The sequence below is a fragment of the Selenomonas sp. oral taxon 126 genome, from assembly GCF_001683335.1.
GTDB lineage: Bacteria > Bacillota > Negativicutes > Selenomonadales > Selenomonadaceae > Centipeda.
The window spans coordinates 283,659-299,118 of record NZ_CP016201.1 but is presented as its reverse complement, the minus strand read 5'-3'; the positions used below and the strand labels follow the sequence as shown (position 1 = coordinate 299,118).

15 protein-coding genes are annotated in these 15,460 nt (G+C 60.3%); 14 read left to right on the top strand and 1 reads right to left on the bottom strand.

Features of this window, described 5'->3' with window-relative positions:
* The first annotated feature begins 21 nt into the window (after nt 1-21).
* The 13 genes from AXF19_RS01285 (at nt 22) to AXF19_RS01225 (ending at nt 11,963) form a co-directional block, all read left to right on the top strand.
* The gene (locus tag AXF19_RS01285; RefSeq protein ID WP_066843998.1) at nt 22-648 is read left to right on the top strand and encodes a sigma-70 family RNA polymerase sigma factor; all 627 of its coding nucleotides are present in this window, start codon (nt 22-24) and stop codon (nt 646-648) included.
* 126 nt (nt 649-774) lie between these two features.
* Complete coding sequence (locus AXF19_RS01280) at nt 775-1,323, top strand: preprotein translocase subunit SecG (RefSeq protein WP_066843995.1); 549 nt, start codon at nt 775-777, stop codon at nt 1,321-1,323.
* Nucleotides 1,324-1,397: 74 nt separating this feature from the next.
* The gene (locus AXF19_RS01275) at nt 1,398-3,323 is read left to right on the top strand and encodes a BamA/OMP85 family outer membrane protein (RefSeq protein WP_066843993.1); all 1,926 of its coding nucleotides are present in this window, start codon (nt 1,398-1,400) and stop codon (nt 3,321-3,323) included.
* A 20-nt stretch (nt 3,324-3,343) separates the two neighbouring features.
* On the top strand, nt 3,344-4,633 hold the full coding sequence (locus tag AXF19_RS01270) for an acylphosphatase (protein WP_066843990.1): 1,290 nt from the start codon (nt 3,344-3,346) through the stop codon (nt 4,631-4,633).
* Nucleotides 4,634-4,664: 31 nt separating this feature from the next.
* The gene (locus AXF19_RS01265; protein ID WP_066843987.1) at nt 4,665-5,618 is read left to right on the top strand and encodes a glycosyltransferase family 2 protein; all 954 of its coding nucleotides are present in this window, start codon (nt 4,665-4,667) and stop codon (nt 5,616-5,618) included.
* Nucleotides 5,611-7,068, top strand: coding sequence for an ArnT family glycosyltransferase (locus AXF19_RS01260; protein WP_066843984.1), 1,458 nt, complete (start codon nt 5,611-5,613; stop codon nt 7,066-7,068). The genes AXF19_RS01265 and AXF19_RS01260 overlap by 8 nt, the downstream gene beginning before the upstream one ends.
* 88 nt (nt 7,069-7,156) lie before the next feature.
* Nucleotides 7,157-7,558, top strand: coding sequence for a hypothetical protein (locus AXF19_RS01255; protein WP_066843982.1), 402 nt, complete (start codon nt 7,157-7,159; stop codon nt 7,556-7,558).
* 89 nt (nt 7,559-7,647) lie between these two features.
* Nucleotides 7,648-8,112 (top strand): OmpH family outer membrane protein, encoded by a 465-nt coding sequence (locus AXF19_RS01250; protein WP_066843978.1) that lies wholly within the window; start codon nt 7,648-7,650, stop codon nt 8,110-8,112.
* Between the two features lie 81 nt (nt 8,113-8,193).
* A complete protein-coding gene (locus AXF19_RS01245) occupies nt 8,194-9,249 on the top strand; it encodes a hypothetical protein (protein WP_066843975.1) in 1,056 nt (351 codons plus the stop codon).
* A 33-nt stretch (nt 9,250-9,282) separates the two neighbouring features.
* Nucleotides 9,283-9,717, top strand: a complete 435-nt coding sequence (locus AXF19_RS01240) for an OmpH family outer membrane protein (protein ID WP_066843973.1) — start codon at nt 9,283-9,285, stop codon at nt 9,715-9,717.
* A gap of 12 nt (nt 9,718-9,729) precedes the next feature.
* Nucleotides 9,730-10,755, top strand: a complete 1,026-nt coding sequence (lpxD, locus tag AXF19_RS01235; RefSeq protein ID WP_066843970.1) for a UDP-3-O-(3-hydroxymyristoyl)glucosamine N-acyltransferase — start codon at nt 9,730-9,732, stop codon at nt 10,753-10,755.
* Nucleotide 10,756: 1 nt separating this feature from the next.
* Nucleotides 10,757-11,626 carry a lysophospholipid acyltransferase family protein gene (locus AXF19_RS01230; protein ID WP_066843967.1) on the top strand — a complete coding sequence of 290 codons (870 nt, stop codon included), beginning with the start codon at nt 10,757-10,759 and terminating at the stop codon, nt 11,624-11,626.
* A 46-nt stretch (nt 11,627-11,672) separates the two neighbouring features.
* Nucleotides 11,673-11,963, top strand: coding sequence for a DUF4143 domain-containing protein (locus tag AXF19_RS01225; protein WP_066843963.1), 291 nt, complete (start codon nt 11,673-11,675; stop codon nt 11,961-11,963).
* Nucleotides 11,964-12,022: 59 nt separating this feature from the next.
* Here the strand turns inward: AXF19_RS01225 and AXF19_RS01220 are convergent, their stop codons facing one another.
* Complete coding sequence (locus AXF19_RS01220) at nt 12,023-14,494, bottom strand: cell division protein FtsA (protein WP_066843959.1); 2,472 nt, start codon at nt 14,492-14,494, stop codon at nt 12,023-12,025.
* 524 nt (nt 14,495-15,018) lie between these two features.
* Between AXF19_RS01220 and dhaL the strand changes: the two genes are divergently transcribed.
* Nucleotides 15,019-15,460: dihydroxyacetone kinase subunit DhaL (gene dhaL, locus AXF19_RS01215; RefSeq protein ID WP_237141643.1), on the top strand; the 442-nt coding region annotated here is incomplete at its 3' end.

The following is a 15,460-nucleotide window of genomic DNA, read 5'->3' as shown; positions in this document are numbered from 1 at the left end:
TTTGAAAAAGGGGGTGCGCCCGTGTTTTCGGATTATGTAAAGAAGCTCGCCGATGTGCAGAAGCTCGCGCCGGCAGAGGAGGGGGAACTCTGGCGCGCCTATAAGGAGCGCGGCGATGAGGCGGCGCGGCGTACGATCATTGAGTCGTATCAGCCGCTCGTCTTCCGTGAGGTCATGCCCTATCGCGCACTGCCTGCCGTGATGGATGCGGTGCAGGAGGGGACGATCGGTCTGATCGAGGCGGTGGAGCGCTATGATCCCACGCGCGGCGTAGCGTTCAGTCTCTACGCCGTGCATCGTGTGCGCGGGCGCATTCTGGACTTCCTCCGCCGTGAGGGGCGGGTCGATCTGCCGTGCCTCGAGGCGGAGACGGAGGCGTACGAGACGGCGAAGGAGCTGCTCGTCGACGAGCGCCCCTCGGTCGCGGAGCTCGCGGAGCATCACGCACTCGTCGGCGTGCTCGGCGCTGCGATGGAGCGGCTGCCCGCGCGGGAGCGGCTTGTGCTCGAGGGCGTGACGATCGGCGGTGCACGCGCGCAGACGATGGCGGAGTCGCTCGGTGTGACGCCGGCGCATATCTACCGTCTGCAGCAGAACGGCATCCGGCGCGTTCGTGGGATGCTCTCGCGTTTTATGCAAAATTGGTAATTTTTAGTACCACGTTTTAATTTTAACGTCTTGAATCCATCCTATGGACTGTAGTATAATCAAGGAATCGCTGATAGGAATGAAATGTATCATTGATCAGTGCTTCCTGAGAGGGGAGGTACGGCGATGGCTGCGGATCGCAGGGAGCGCGCGAAATCCATCCGTGCGGCGCGGGACTGGCTCACGGGCGCGGAGCATGCGCTTGCGGGTGAGGATGATCTCGCGGGCGATCTGAAACTCATGCTTGCGCGCGCAGAACTTGCACGCATTGCAGCGGATCGCCGTGCGCGCATGCGGCGGCTTGCACGCTGGCTGCTGCCGACGCTCGCTGCAGCATCAGTCCTTGCGTATTTCGTGTGGGACAGGTCGCCTGCAGAGGAGACGGCGAGCCCGCCGCCCGTGCAGCGTGCACAGCGGAGTGTGGAGGCGCCCGCATTTGCAGCGGATACCGTGGAGCGCGCTGCCCCACTGACGGAGACGCCGCCCCCAGCGGCAGCCCCGCCGAAAGAGGCGCCCGCGCCAAGTGTGGAACACGCACAGCCGCAGGCAGAGACTGCGGCCGCGCCATCTGTGCCGGCACCCGTGCAGAGCACAGCACCCGCACAGCGCCGGCAGATGCCCGATGCCGATATGCAGCGGCTCATGCAGGTCGGCGGCAGGATTTTACGGGAATAGTCGATCATTTCCCCGCAGATTGCGGTCGGATTGAAATAGTGCGCCAAGGTGCGCATATCTAGGAGGTTTCGCCTTTGAACAGTAAGAGATATCAGAGACTCACACTCGCTATTGCGCTTGGCGTTGGGGTATCCGCCCTGACGCTGCCGCATGCCTTTGCAGCGGAGAAGGGTGCAGCTGTGGTGACGGATGCACCCGTGCTGAGTGATGCTGCGCCATCTGCCGTGAGCGGCTCTGCGGACGCTCCGGTTGCGGATGCACCCGCGCTGACGACGACTGCCGCGCCTACGTCCTCGGATGAGCGCGCTGCTGCATGGGCGGCAAAGCGTCCCGCCGAGGATGAGATCACGAACTACCTTGCGGCGCAGGTGGGCAAGACGATCATGGAAATCAAGTTCAACGGCGCGACGGAGGCGACCGAAGGGGCGGCACGCGCAGCTCTCACGATGCACGTGGGCGATGCTGTGACCGAGGAGGGACTGGTGAAGGACCGCGATGCGATCTACGCAACGGGCTATTTCTACGATCTCTATCCGTCGTTCGAGCAGGTGCCTGAGGGGGTTGTCCTGACATACAATGTGCTCGAGAATCCCGAGCTCAAGGAAGTGAAGATCGAGGGCAATACGGTTGAATCCACGGAGTCTCTGATGGAGCTCATCACGGTCAAGAACGGTGAGCTGCTGAACGCGCGCACACTGCAGGAGAACGTGCAGGCGATTCAGGAGAAGTACCGCGCGGACGGCTATATTCTCGCAAAGATCACGGATCTCAACATCGCGCAGGACGGCACGCTCACGATCAAGATCAGCGAGGGCACACTCGAGGGCTATAAGGTCAAGGGCAATAAGAAGACGAAGGAATACGTCATTCTGCGCGAGATGCGTCAGAAGGTCGGTGAGCCGTTCAATGCAAATCAGGCGCGCCGCAGTATGCAGCGTGTCTACAACCTCGGCTTCTTCGAGGATGTCAATGTCAAGATGAACCCCGGCGTTGAGCCGAATGCGGTTGTCATGGAGATCGATGTCCAGGAGAAGCGCACGGGTTCGTTCGGCATTGGCGCAGGCTACTCGAGTTCCGATGGCATGGTCGGAACGCTCAGCGTCAGTGACACGAATTTCCGTGGCATGGGCGACACGATCAGCCTCACCTATGAGGTCAGCGGCGATGATACGGATGCGCGCGGCTATACGTTCATGTACCGCCGCCCGTGGCTCGACAAGAAAGAGACGGCGGGTACACTGCGCATCTACAACCGTACGTACGAATACGATGACTACGATGAGGACGGCAATCACAAGGAGTCGTTCATGCGCAAATACTCGGGCGGCGAGGTGACGCTCAGCCGACCCATGAGCGAGTATTCGACGAATTTCGTCACGCTGCGCAATCGCAAGGATAAGTATGTCAAGCATACGGAGTCGGGCAATGCGGGCAACCGCAGCGGAAATACCGCGTGGATTGCGAACAATTTCGGTACGACGCGCAGCATAACGCTCGAGCATGTGACGGATACACGCGATAATGTCTACGAGCCGACAATGGGGGCGCGCGCCTCGCTCTCTGCAGAGTTCGCGGGTTTCGGCGGTGACTTCAACTATCAGAAGTATATTGCGGGCGATACGCACTACCTCAAGGCGGGGCGTTCGCAGGTCTTCGTCCTGCGCGGGCAGTACGGCATCAGCCGCGGCTCGATCTCTGAGTACAGCCAGTTCCGCATGGGCGGTCAGGATACGATCCGTGGCTACCGCGAGGATCAGTTCCGCGGGACGCGCATGGCGCTCGCCTCGATTGAATACCGCTTCCCGATCGTGTCGAAGGTGACGGGGGCGCTCTTTGCGGATTACGGCGGCGCGTGGTCGAGCGGCTTCACGCCGGAGAATCTGTACGGGAGCGTCGGTGTCGGGCTTGGTCTCAATACGCCGATCGGTCCGCTACGCCTTGACTACGGTCGCGGTTCGCAGGGCGGACGCGTACACTTCCGCGTCGGCGGCACGTTCTGATAATGCAGGCTCTTGTGCCTATGCGTATCCGAGTTCTTGCTTTTCTCGTTTTTGCAGCGTTCGTTTTTTTTCACCACACATATGCCGCAGAGTCCTCCCGTGTGGAGGAAACTGCGGCTATTGTCGTAGGTGATCGGGAGATTCCCTCCATTGTGCGTGCGCGCATGGAGCGCACGGTTGCAGCAATCGCGGCGGAACGCATGGAGGGGCGCGCGGTGACGGCGGTCTCTCCGACAGAGGAGGCGGAGATTATCGGTGCGGTCTTTGATCGTCTGCTCGTCGGCTACACGGTGACGGGGGTCGAGGTACATCCTGCGCAGCGGACGGAGGTCACAATCCACCTCGCACCGTGGGCGGATACGATCCAGGGTGTTCGCGTCGAGATGGCGGTCGAGGGCATGCCGCCCGCCGTGGAGGAAATTGTGCGCGCCGATCTCGCGGATGTCGGCACGGTCTTTTCGGATGCGCTCGTGGGGCTGCCGATTGCGGCAACCGACTGGGCGGCGGGTGCGCTGAAGCGCAGCCTGACCGCCTATATGGATGAGCATCTGCCGGAGTTCCGCGCGGACTACGATATCGATGTCGATACGGCAGCGCAGGTGCGTCTCACGGTCTATCCGCGCCTACCCGTTGTGCGGACGGTCGATCTCTCCATGCGCTCGGATACAATACCGAACGTCACACTGCTCTCGCAGCGCAGGGCGATGGAGACGGCGGCGAATCGCCTCGTCGGCGTGCCCGTCGCCTTTGTTGCGCGGCATCGCTCCGTCTTCGAGCAGCAGCTTGCGGATGGGTTGGATGGTGCAAGCGATTTTCGCCGGATGCAGTTCACCTCGCAGGTGACGATCACGCCGGGGGAGCGCATGGCAGTCATGAGCCGCACGGACAGCAGGCGATACCGTCTGCATCTGACGGGCTGGCTCGACATCGGGCGCACATCGGAGAATCGGGACGATGATCGGCGCGACCTGCATGTACGCCTGCATGCGGGGCAAATGGTGAGTGCACGCGATGAGCTCTATGTGGAGACGGATGCCGCACCCGAAGATGTGCGCTTTGACTGGCGCGTCGGCTATGCGCGTGAACTATTCCCGCACTTCACGGGCGATCTGCGCTACGATCTGAGCGATGCTCGCTTTTCCGCTGCGGGGAGCTATGCGCTCCATCCGCGCTGGCTCGTGCGCTACGAGCAGTGGACGGATACAGGCGCATGGGAGTGGGAGCTGCGGTATAAGCTGCACGATTTCCTCAGCATTGCGGCGCTCGCGGACGGTCATGACAGGTGGATTCGGCTGATTGGAAACTTTTAGAGGGAAATCATAGAGTAATGGGGGTGAAGCGGTGAAGCGTGTTTCGATTGTGGTTCCGGTCTACAACGAGGAGGAGAATATTGCGCATTTTGTGCAGAGCGTGGAAAAGGTGATGGAAACGCTGCCCTATGCGTATGAGATTCTCTTTATCGACGACGGTTCCCACGACCGCAGCCGCGAGATCCTGCGCGCGCTCGGGGCTCGGGATCCCCATGTGCAGTCAATATTCCTCGCGCGCAATTCCGGGCATCAGATTGCGCTGACCTGCGGCACGGATCATGCGGACGGGGATGCGGTGATCACGATGGACGGCGATATGCAGCATCCGCCGGAGCTCCTGCCCGTGCTGCTTGCAAAATGGGAGGAGGGCTATGAGATCGTTCAGACGGTACGGCTGACGACGGAAGGGGCATCCATCTTTAAGCGTCTGACCTCGAAATACTACTACCGTCTCCTCAATGCAATGACCGATGTGGAGATCCAGGAGGGCGGGTCGGACTTTCGTCTGATGGATCGGAGGGCAGTTCTCGCCCTGCGCCGCTATCACGAGCATGCGCGCTTCATCCGCGGAATTGTGGGTGCGATGGGCTTCCGCAGGACAACGGTGGAGTTCGTTGCGCCGGAGCGTTTTGCGGGGCAGTCGAAATTCTCCCTGCACAAGATGATCTCGTTCGCACTTGACGGTATTCTCGCCTATTCGGTGCAGCCGCTGCGCGCTGCCTTCTACGTGGGCATATGCTCGGCACTCCTCGCAGTACTGCTCTTTCTCCACGTGCTCTATGAGACACTCCGTGGGGAGACTGTGGCGGGTTGGTCGACGATCGTCGTATGCAGCCTCTTTTTCGGCGGCATGCAGATGATGATGCTCGGCGTCTGCGGCGAGTACATTGCGCGCATTCTGCAAGAGGTGAAGAATCGTCCGCTCTATCTGATTGCGTGCGACAATCGGCGTATGGAGGAGCAGAGGGAGGAACGCGATGAATGAACGGCTGACAAGCGGCGTGGCAATCTTTTGCCTCGTCGCACTTTATTTCTGGGGCAACGGTGCGCTCGCCGTGACGGCACCCGTCGAGGTGAACTACGCGCAGACGGCGAAGGAGATGCTGGCGGCAGGGGATTACCTCTCCCCGCAGATCTACGGAAACTATTGGTACGATAAGCCGATCTTCTTCTACTGGGAGCTGATTGCGGCGTTCTCCGTATTCGGCGTGACGGATTTTGCCGCGCGCTTTTTCCCTGCACTCTTCGCTGCGGTGGGGCTCGTCATGACCTACGCCTTTGCGCGGCGGCTCTACGATGAGCGAACGGCGTTCTGGGCGGCGATCATCCTCGGGACGGGTGTGCTCTACTCCTTTTTGGCAAAGCTGATCCTCACGGATATGAGCCTCTTTGTGTTTTTCAGCGGAACGCTTGCCGCCTTTTTCATCGGCTACTACGAGCGGGAGCAAAAATATTTCTACATCGCATATGCGTGTGCGGGACTCGCCGTGCTGACGAAGGGGCCGATCGGCCTCCTCCTGCCGGGGCTTGTGATCCTCGTCTTCCTCGCGCTCGCACGCGATCTCTCCGCGCTCCGGCGTATGTGCATCCCGACGGGGCTGCTCGTCTTTGCGGCGGTGTGCGCGCCGTGGTACATCTATATGTATTTTGCGCACGGGGCGGATTTTGTGAACACCTTCCTCGGGATTCACAATGTCCTGCGTGCGACGGTGTCCGAGCATGCGCAGTGGGATGTCTGGTATTTCTACCTCGGCGTCTACTTCATCGGGATGTTCCCGTGGAGCTTTGCTCTGCCGCTCGCGCTCTATCGTGCGTGGCGGATTCGCCCTGACATCGACGTGCGCACGCTCTTCTTGCTTGTCTGGGCGATTGTTGTACCTGTGTTCTTCCAGTTCATGGCGACGAAGTACCCGACGTACAGCTTCCCCGCGTTTCTGCCGACGGCGATTCTGACGGCACGTCTCCTCGCGAAGAATCCGCGCGTGCTGAAAGTGGGGGCGATCCTCGGCATGGGGCTCTATCTCGCCGTCGTCTTTGTTGTGACGAACTACTCCGAGCGCGATGGGCATTTCAGCGGGAAGAGTGCGGCGGCGATCCTTTCGCAGACGATGAAGCAGGACGATCTGCTCGTCTGTTATGGTGACTATACGGCAACCGTGCCCTACTATACGGGGCACACGATGTATGCGCTTGCCTCGCGCGAGGAGATTGCGGCGCGTGCACCGAAGGAGATGAGCTGGAACAGCAAGAATGTCATGCCATTCCTGCCGATCGACGAGCTGCCGCGCGATCGGACGGTGTATCTCGTGGTGGAGCGCCATGCGTTCGACGCATTTGAGCAGAATCTTGCGGCGCAGGGCTGGGAAGAGCTCGGCGCACTGCCGCACGAGGGGCGGACGAAACTGCGTCTCTATCGACGGGCGGTGCAGCCGTGAGGAGTTCTTTTTTCTTCTTGAATGAACGTCTGGAATGGTGTATGATAAAAAGGTGTTTTGGAGAGTTTTATCGGAAAGAGGGAGTGTTATGATGAACGTCAGCAAACTTGGTCTTGTGGCAGCAGCGTTTGCCGCCTCGTCCATGCTCGTTGCGGGCTGCAGCGGAAAGACGGCGGAGCGCGCACCGGGACCCGGCGCACTGCAGGGACCCCGTGATACACAGGATGTCATCACGAAGGAGAATTTCGACAGCCTTCGCCCAGATCTGACCCTCAGCGATATGGAGGGGATGTACGGCAAGGCGACTTTCGTCCAGCAGAGCATTGTAGACGGTGTCTACAGTTCCACCTATCGCTTTCAGGATGGGCCAAAGACCGTGGATGTGACCTTTACGCATGAGAACTGGCTGAACCATCCGCTGAGTTGCCCAAAAATCACGGATATGGAGTTTTCGGAGATGCCGATGGTTGCATATCGTGCGACAAAATAATATTGAACTGTGCGGCGCTCTTTGCTATAATAGGAGCGTTCGGTTGATTGGTTAACCGACAGATCTGGTCAGAAAAGGAGATTATATTCATGATCAAATTGCAGCAGAAGCAGGTTAAGATTATCAGCATCCTCATTGCCGTCGTTTTCGTCGGCTCGGTGGTTGCACTCGCGCTTACGCAGAGTGGCTCGGGCATCGCCTCGGCAGCAACTTCCTCCGTCGGCGTTGTGGACTATCGCCAGGTCGGCAGCCAGCATCCGCAGCTTGCAGCGGCGAATGCCGAGATGCAGAAGGCGTCGCAGGAGGCACAGGCTGATTTCGAATCGAAGTCTGCGAACATGAACGATCAGGAGAAGGCAGACTACTATCAGCAGACGATGGAGCGTCTCCAGCAGAAGAACGAGGAACTGATGGAGCCCATCGAGAAGAGCATTCAGGACGCAGTCAAGAGCGTTGCTGAGAAGAAGGGGCTCTCCGTCGTCATTGAGAAGGGCGCGGTCGTTTACGGCGGTCAGGACATCACGCAGGATGTCGTGAAGCAGCTGAGCAAGTAATTTGCAGGGAATGTGCATATGTACCGGGCAGAACTCTGCTCGGTATATTTTTATAGAGGGATAAATCCAAGGAGGTGTGCCGTGGAAAAGCTATGGCAGACAAAACGCAGGGAGATCCTTGCGGGTGCAGCATGCCTCCTCGTCCTCTTCGCAGTCTTCCTCCTTATGCCGGAGCGTGACGTGCCGACAGAGGAGAGCGAGATCGGCACCGTGCGGATTGCAGAGGTGCTTGCAGCGCATCCCTCCTATGAGCGCCTCAAGGCGCTGCGTGCCGAGGAGCGGACGCTCACGCTGCTGCTGCGCGATCTGCCGAAGACGCCTGAGATCAAGCCGCCCGAGACCGACCCTGCGCCGTTTGAGGATTCTGTCTGGCAGAAGAATGCACAGGTCGTTATCTCGACACGCGTGGAGCTCGAGCGTGAGCAGAAGCGATTGGCGGAGGTCTACCGCAAGCAGACGCAGGCAGACTATGAGGCGCGCAAGAAGGCGATTGACGACGAGTATCTGAACGCCATTCTGAACATCAACCTGAAGATTGACAATCAGCGTGCCATGCATGGCCCGCAGGTCTCGGAGGAGGAGCTTGCCCGCGAACGCGCCATGTGGGAGGGGCAGCGCGCGCTGCTGAAGGATGAGCGCGGCATGCGCCAGCGTGAGCTCTACCGCCAGTGGGAGGCGGAGATCAACGCACGTGTTGCCGCACGCATCGAGCCGCAGCAAGCGGCGTGGACAAAGCGCGCGCAGGAGACTGTGGATGCGCAGAAGGCAGAGGCGGAGCGCATGAAAAAAGAGGTGCAGGAGCGCAGCGCACAGGAGATGGAGAGAGCGCGCGCCGCGCAGGAGGGGAAATCCACTGTCTCTGCGCGTGCCATGCGGCTTGCTGCCGTACGTGCGGAGGCAGATGCGCTTGAGGCGGAGATCATGCGCGATGTGCGCAGCCGCGCCGCAAAGCTCGCCCTGCAGCATCAGCTTTCGCTCATCCTTGCCTCACCTGAGGCGGATGCGATGATGCTGCTGCCCTCCGACGATCTCTTTGCTGTGCGCCGCTATGCGCCGCTCATCAGCACTGCCGCCGTCGATCTGACGGCAGAGATGGTGCGCGAGATGGAGCGCATTGAGCCTACTGCGGCACAATGAAACGCCCCTTTTAAGGAAAGGACTAATTTACAGATGAAGTATATCAGCAAGGCGGCTGCCGCCGTCCTTCTTACCGCGAGTATGTTTGCTGCCGGCTGCGGTCAGGTTCATATCGGGACGATGGATCGCGAACGCGTGCACACGGAGGCACCCCAGATCAAGGCAGTCATCGCCGAGGCGAATGAGAAGCTCATGGAGGCACAGCAGGAGGCGCAGACGAAGTTCGAGGCGAACCCGAACATGACTGCCGAGGAGGCGCAGCAGCTCCAGATGGAGACGCAGCGCAAGATGGCGGGGCTCAACCAGATGTATATGATCCAGTACGAGCAGAAGCTGAATGTCGCCGTACAGGATATTGCCAAAGAAAAGGAACTGGACATTGTCCTGGACGCAGGCTCTGAGAAAGCGCCGACGGTCTTCACGGGCGGTGTGGACATCACCGACGATGTGATTGGCAAACTCCAATAAAGGAGCATGAGCATGGAAAAGACAGTCAATGAGCTCGCGGCGCTCGTCGGCGGCGCGGTCAGCGGTGACGGAACGCGCGTGATCCGCAGCCTCGCCGCGCTCGATGAGGCGGGGGCGGACGATCTCGCCTTTGCCGTTCCGCCGCATATCGACGCGGCACGCGCGGGCGCAAAGGCGGGCGCACTCCTCCTGCCGACGGGAACGGAGGGCTTTTCGTGCCCTGTGATCTTTGTTGCGGAGCCAAAGGCGGCATTTGCAAAGCTGCTGACGATCTTTACCCCGCCCATCGAGCACGCCGTCGGTGTCAGTGACGAGGCGTACATCGGTGCGGACGTGCAGATCGGGGAGGGCGTGACCATCCTGCCCTTTGCCTACGTCGACGACCATGCCGTCCTCGGTGCGGGCGTGACGGTCTATCCCCATGCCTATGTCGGGCAGTACTCCGTGATCGGCGACCATACGGTCATCTATCCGAGTGCAACCGTGCGCGAGCACTGCCGCATCGGGGCGCGCTGCACGATTCACAGCGGTGCGGTCATCGGCGCGGACGGCTTCGGCTTTACGACTGAGGCGGGCGTGCATACGAAGGTGCCGCAGGTCGGCGGCGTCGTCATTGAGGACGATGTGGAGATTGGCGCGCACGTCGGCATCGACCGCGCGACCCTTGGTGCAACCGTCATCGGCAAGGGCACGAAGATCGACAACCTCGTGCACATCGGGCACAACTGCAACATCGGCGCGAACTGCCTTATCGTCGCGCAGACGGGCATCTCCGGCTCGACGAAGGTCGGGCACAATGTCACCTTTGGCGGGCAGGTCGGCACGGTCGGGCACATCAATATCGGTGCGAACTCGGTTTACGCCGCGCGCTCGGGCATCATCGGTGACATGCCCGAGGGCGTCTTCTGTGCGGGATTCCCCGTGCAGCCGCATGCGGAATGGCTGCGCGTACAGGCGGCAATCCGCCGTCTGCCCGAGATGGTGAAGAAGATCAAGTCCCTCGAAAAGGAGCTCGAGGGGCTGCGCGGGAACGACTGAGATGTTCTCCTACTATGCGATGAAGGTTCTCAGCCGCCTCATCTGTCTGCTGCCGCACGGCGTCGCGATGGCGCTCGGGGAGGGGCTGGCGCGGCTCGCGTGGATCTTCGTCCCCGCGAAGCGCAAGCGGCTTGCACGCACGCAGGTTATGAACTGTCTCCATGTTCCCGAGGCGGAGGCGGAGCGCATCGCACGCGCGAGCAGTCTGCGCTTCGGTCCGATGTTGATGGAGGTGCTGCGCTTTCCTGTCATAAAGCCACGCATGAGCGAATACGTTACGATGACGGGCGCGGTTGACGCGCTGCACGCAGCAGCTGCAGCGGGCAAGGGAGCGATCTTTGCCACCTCGCACAGCGGCAACTGGGAGCTGATGGGCGGGGCGTTCGCCTGTGCGGGGCTTCCCGTTGTCGGCGTGGCAAAGAAGCAGAGCGCTCAGGGCATGGATCGCTTCATCAACGAGTACCGTGCGCTCGTCGGCATGCACATTACCTATCAGACGGGCGTGCGTGAGATGTTCCGCATGATCGATGCGGGGTGGATCATCGGGCTCATCAGCGATCAGGATCCAAGTCTGCGCGACGGCGTCATTGTCGACTTCTTCGGACAGCGGACGAATGCGTTCACGGGAGCGGCGGCGATTGCGCGCCGCTGTGGGGTGCCGATCTTTCCCGTCTTTATCCATCGCGAGCCGAATGGGCATCACATCCTCACAGTCGACCCGCCCATCATGGTCGAGAAGACCGATGACCGCGCGGCGGATGTCTTGCGCGTGACGCAGAGAATTAACACGCGCATTGAGGAATGGATACGGATCTATCCCGAGGAGTGGTTCTGGCTGCATGACCGTTGGAAATCCCTGCGGGAGGAATAATAAGCGCCTGCACCGACAAAAATACGTCGGCGCAGGCGCTTTTTTCTTGCAGTTTTCCAATAATGTGCTGAAACGCACGGTGAAAACCCCGAAGCTGTATCTCTACTACTATCGGGATAAGGATGCGAAGGAAATCGATCTGATTGTAGAGCGGGACGGTCGGCTGCATCCGATTGAGATCAAGAAAACGGCTGCACCGGAGAAGAAAATGATTCGATCTTTTTCTGTGATCGAAAGGGCGCCGCTGCTGCGCGGGACAGGTGCGATCCTCTGCCTCACAGAGCGATTGGGCGCGTTTGATCGGGAGAATCTGATCGTACCGATCACGCTCATTTGATAGAAAAACGGCATACGAGCTTAGGAGCCCTAACTCGTATGCCGTTTTGTATGTCGCCGTCAATCGTAGCGCATCAGGGAGTCGACGGTGACGGTGCCCGTCTGCGTGGCGGGCGATGCTTTTTGCTGCGGAGCTGTGCTGTCCGTATGGGGGAGTTCCGCGCGTGCAGCGATGCCGGAGAGGATCGCGCTCGCTGCGGGGGCATTTCCGTCGGATTTCTCTGTGGATGCATTCGGCGTGTCCAGCGGTATGAGCGCAACCTCCAAGGTATCGCCTGTACGGATGGGACTCGTGAAGTCCGCCTTCACACCGTTCACAAGGATGGTGAAGGTGACACGGCTTGTTGTAGGCGGCGGCGTAAAGCCGACGGCGAGGAGTGCCTCGCTGACGTTCGCGCTGCCCGTGCCCTTCTGATAGGCGATGACAGCGCCATCCTCGACGACGGTGCCGGGCGATGCCTCACGTCCGTTGATGGTGAGGGAGAATCCCGAGGCGGGCACATTGTGCTCCCGTCCCTCGTAGGTAATTGTTGCATAGGACGAGGCGGTGGAGAGATTGAGCACGGATTCGACGGTCGGAATCGCAGTCTCCTCGTACTCAATGACATCGCCCTCATGCAGCATGGTCGAGAGGGGGGCGGTCGCATCGTTCAGCGCGATCTTGGGCAGGGTGGAGAAGCGGCGTGCCTCGCCGTTCAGCGTGTAGGCAATGCGCCGCCCCGTGGGCGGGAGATGCGCGGCGCGCAGCACCTCGCCGAGGGTGCGCTCACGCCGCGAGACAATCACATCGCCGTCGCGCAGGATGGGATCGCCCTCGGGAACGCTTTCGTTGACAAGGATGCTCGCGGTGACGGGGGTTTCCTCTCCGTTGAGGAATACCGTGTAGCTGTCGAGTGTGCCGATGACCTCGCTGAGGCGCACCGCGGGCTGGGTGCCGTTCTCGCCCGCGACGAGCTTGATGCGGCAGTCGTCGTGAATGGGGGAGTCGAGGCTCGCGCTTTTGCCGTCAATCGTGATCTGCGCGAGTGTGCCCATCGTGCCGGGGAAGCTTTTGCGCTCTCCGTTTACGGTAACCATCAGCCCCATGCCGGGACGGCCGTTGTACTTGCGCAGACTGATCCCCGCCGCGAGCAGCGCATCGGAGACGTTCAACTCGCGGAAGTTGAAGAGGCTGTATTCGATGTCGTTGATCCAGACGGCGAGGAAGTGCAGGGTGTTGATGGATGCAATCTTCAAAATGCCGAGCGGCGTGACCGCATCGGGGGCGTGGAGTTCCTCGGGCAGCTCCGCGATCCCGTCCACCTCGTCGGGCTGGCGCACGGCGACGCGTGCCTCGGGGATGCCGAGCGCCGCCGCGACGAGCTCGGGCATCATGGGCGTAAGCGAACCGCCGCCGACGAGCATGACCGCCTGCGGCGCCTCGCCGTTCAGCTCGAGGATCTGTTTTGCAATCTCATTGGCAAGATGTTCGACGCCGGGCTTGATTGCAGCAATGACCTGTTCGGCACTGAGCGAGAGCTTCATGCCGAGAATATCGGTGAAGGAGACATCCTGCCCGTCCGCCGCTTTGCGTTTGATGTCCTCGGCGATGTTGAAGTCGAGGAGATACTCGCGCGAGATTGCCTCCGTGATCTCATCGCCCGCCATCGGCACCATGCCGTAGGCGATGACGGAGCCGCCGCGCGTGATGGCAACGTCGGACGTGCCCGCGCCAATGTCGACGAGGACGAGGTTCAGGTGGCGCATCGTGGGCGGGATGAGGACGTTGATGCCCGCGATCGGCTCGAGGGTGAGTGCACGCATCTCGAGATGGGTCTCGCGCAGCGCGGACTGCATGGAGTCGACGACCTGACGCGGGAGGAAGGTTGCAATGACAGTCGCCTGTGCGTGCCTGCCGCGCTGCCCGATGAGCGTCTTGAGCTCGTTGCCGTCGAGCGTGTAGCGGATCGTGCTGTAGCCGACGCAGTAGTAGCGCGTCGGGTCGTCGACCGTGTGCGAGTGGGCGAGCTTTCGCTGCGCAGCCTGCACGCCGGCAAAGTCGAGGTCGCGCTGCTGCGCGGGCGTGATCGTGCCCGTGATGTCCTGCTCCGCCTCGGCGGTCATCGTGTAGAGCGCGCGTCCTGCGGCGGCGACGGCAGCGCTCTGAAGCGCTCCCGTACGCTCGGTGAGACGGCGCTTGACCTCGCGGATGATGGCGGCGACCTGCGGCACATCGTGAATCTGCCCGTCGAGCATGGCGCGCGTCTTGTGCTCCATGCGCTCGGTGGCGAGGATGTGGAGCAGACCGTCACGCTGCTCGGCGACGATGCCGATGACGCTGCGCGTGCCGATGTCGAGCGCAAAGACGAGCTCTGCGGGGCGCTCGCGGCGCGGCGCAGGATGCGCCGCAGCGGTCTCGCCCTTCTTCGGACGGCCGCGCTTTTTGGCGGCGGTGTCCTCCGCCTCCTCCTGCACGCGCTTTTTCGGGCGGCCGCGTCTCTTTGCGGGCGTGTCTGCGTTTAATTCTTCGTTCGTTTTATCCAGATCCGGCATTTCGATCTCCCTCGCAAACTAACGTATACTAGTTGTATTTATTCGTTTCTTTTCAAAAAAATCCTGCCAAGGAAGAGGTGCACACAAAAAAGGTCAGAACAGAGCCGCCGCTGGGGCAGTTCCACTCTGACCACAAGAGAGGGGTCTGAAATGCCGTATGACTTATATGTCTATACCTGCGTAAAGCAGGTGGGTACCCTAAGTCCGACTACCGCGTCCTCCAAAGGAGTGTCACATTCACCGGAATCAATTCGGATTCCCTGAAAGATCTGTAGGTTAGACATTGCTAAGGCATACGCACACCTAAGGCTCACCTTCTTGTCCATTATGATAGCATAAAAAAAAGTGAGTCGCAAGACTTGACAAATACAGGAATAACAATTTGTTGCAACAATTTGAAATCTGTCTTTTCGGAAAACTTCATCGAAATGTTGGAAGACTCTTTTCCTATGAGAAATCCCGTGCTATAATGATGCATATGAGAATATGGAAAACTCTAATTTCGGGAAAGATGGTGCGATGAGATGGCAAATGTTCGTGATGCAGTGAATGCGGTCATCACCGCAATTATGGCGCAGAAGGATTATCTGACGGCGGTGGATGCCAAGACCGGGGACGGGGATCATGGTCTGAATATGGCGCGCGGATTCACGGCGGCGCGGGAACGTCTGGCGGAACTGCCCGCCGATGCGCCGGTGAAGGATGTGCTCTACCACATCGGACGTGCGTTCATCGAGAACGTCGGCGGTGCGGCAGGTCCTCTGTACGGCATTGGATTCGTGCGTGCAAGCGAGGCGGTGAACGAGCATACGCGGCTCGATGTGCACAGCTTCGAGAAGCTCTTTACGGCGGGGATTGATGCGATCCAGCGGCGCGGACGAGCCGAGCGCGGCGACAAGACGATGCTCGATACGCTCATCCCGATCCGCGACGCATTCCGATCGGAGAATGCGGATGGGCAGATCC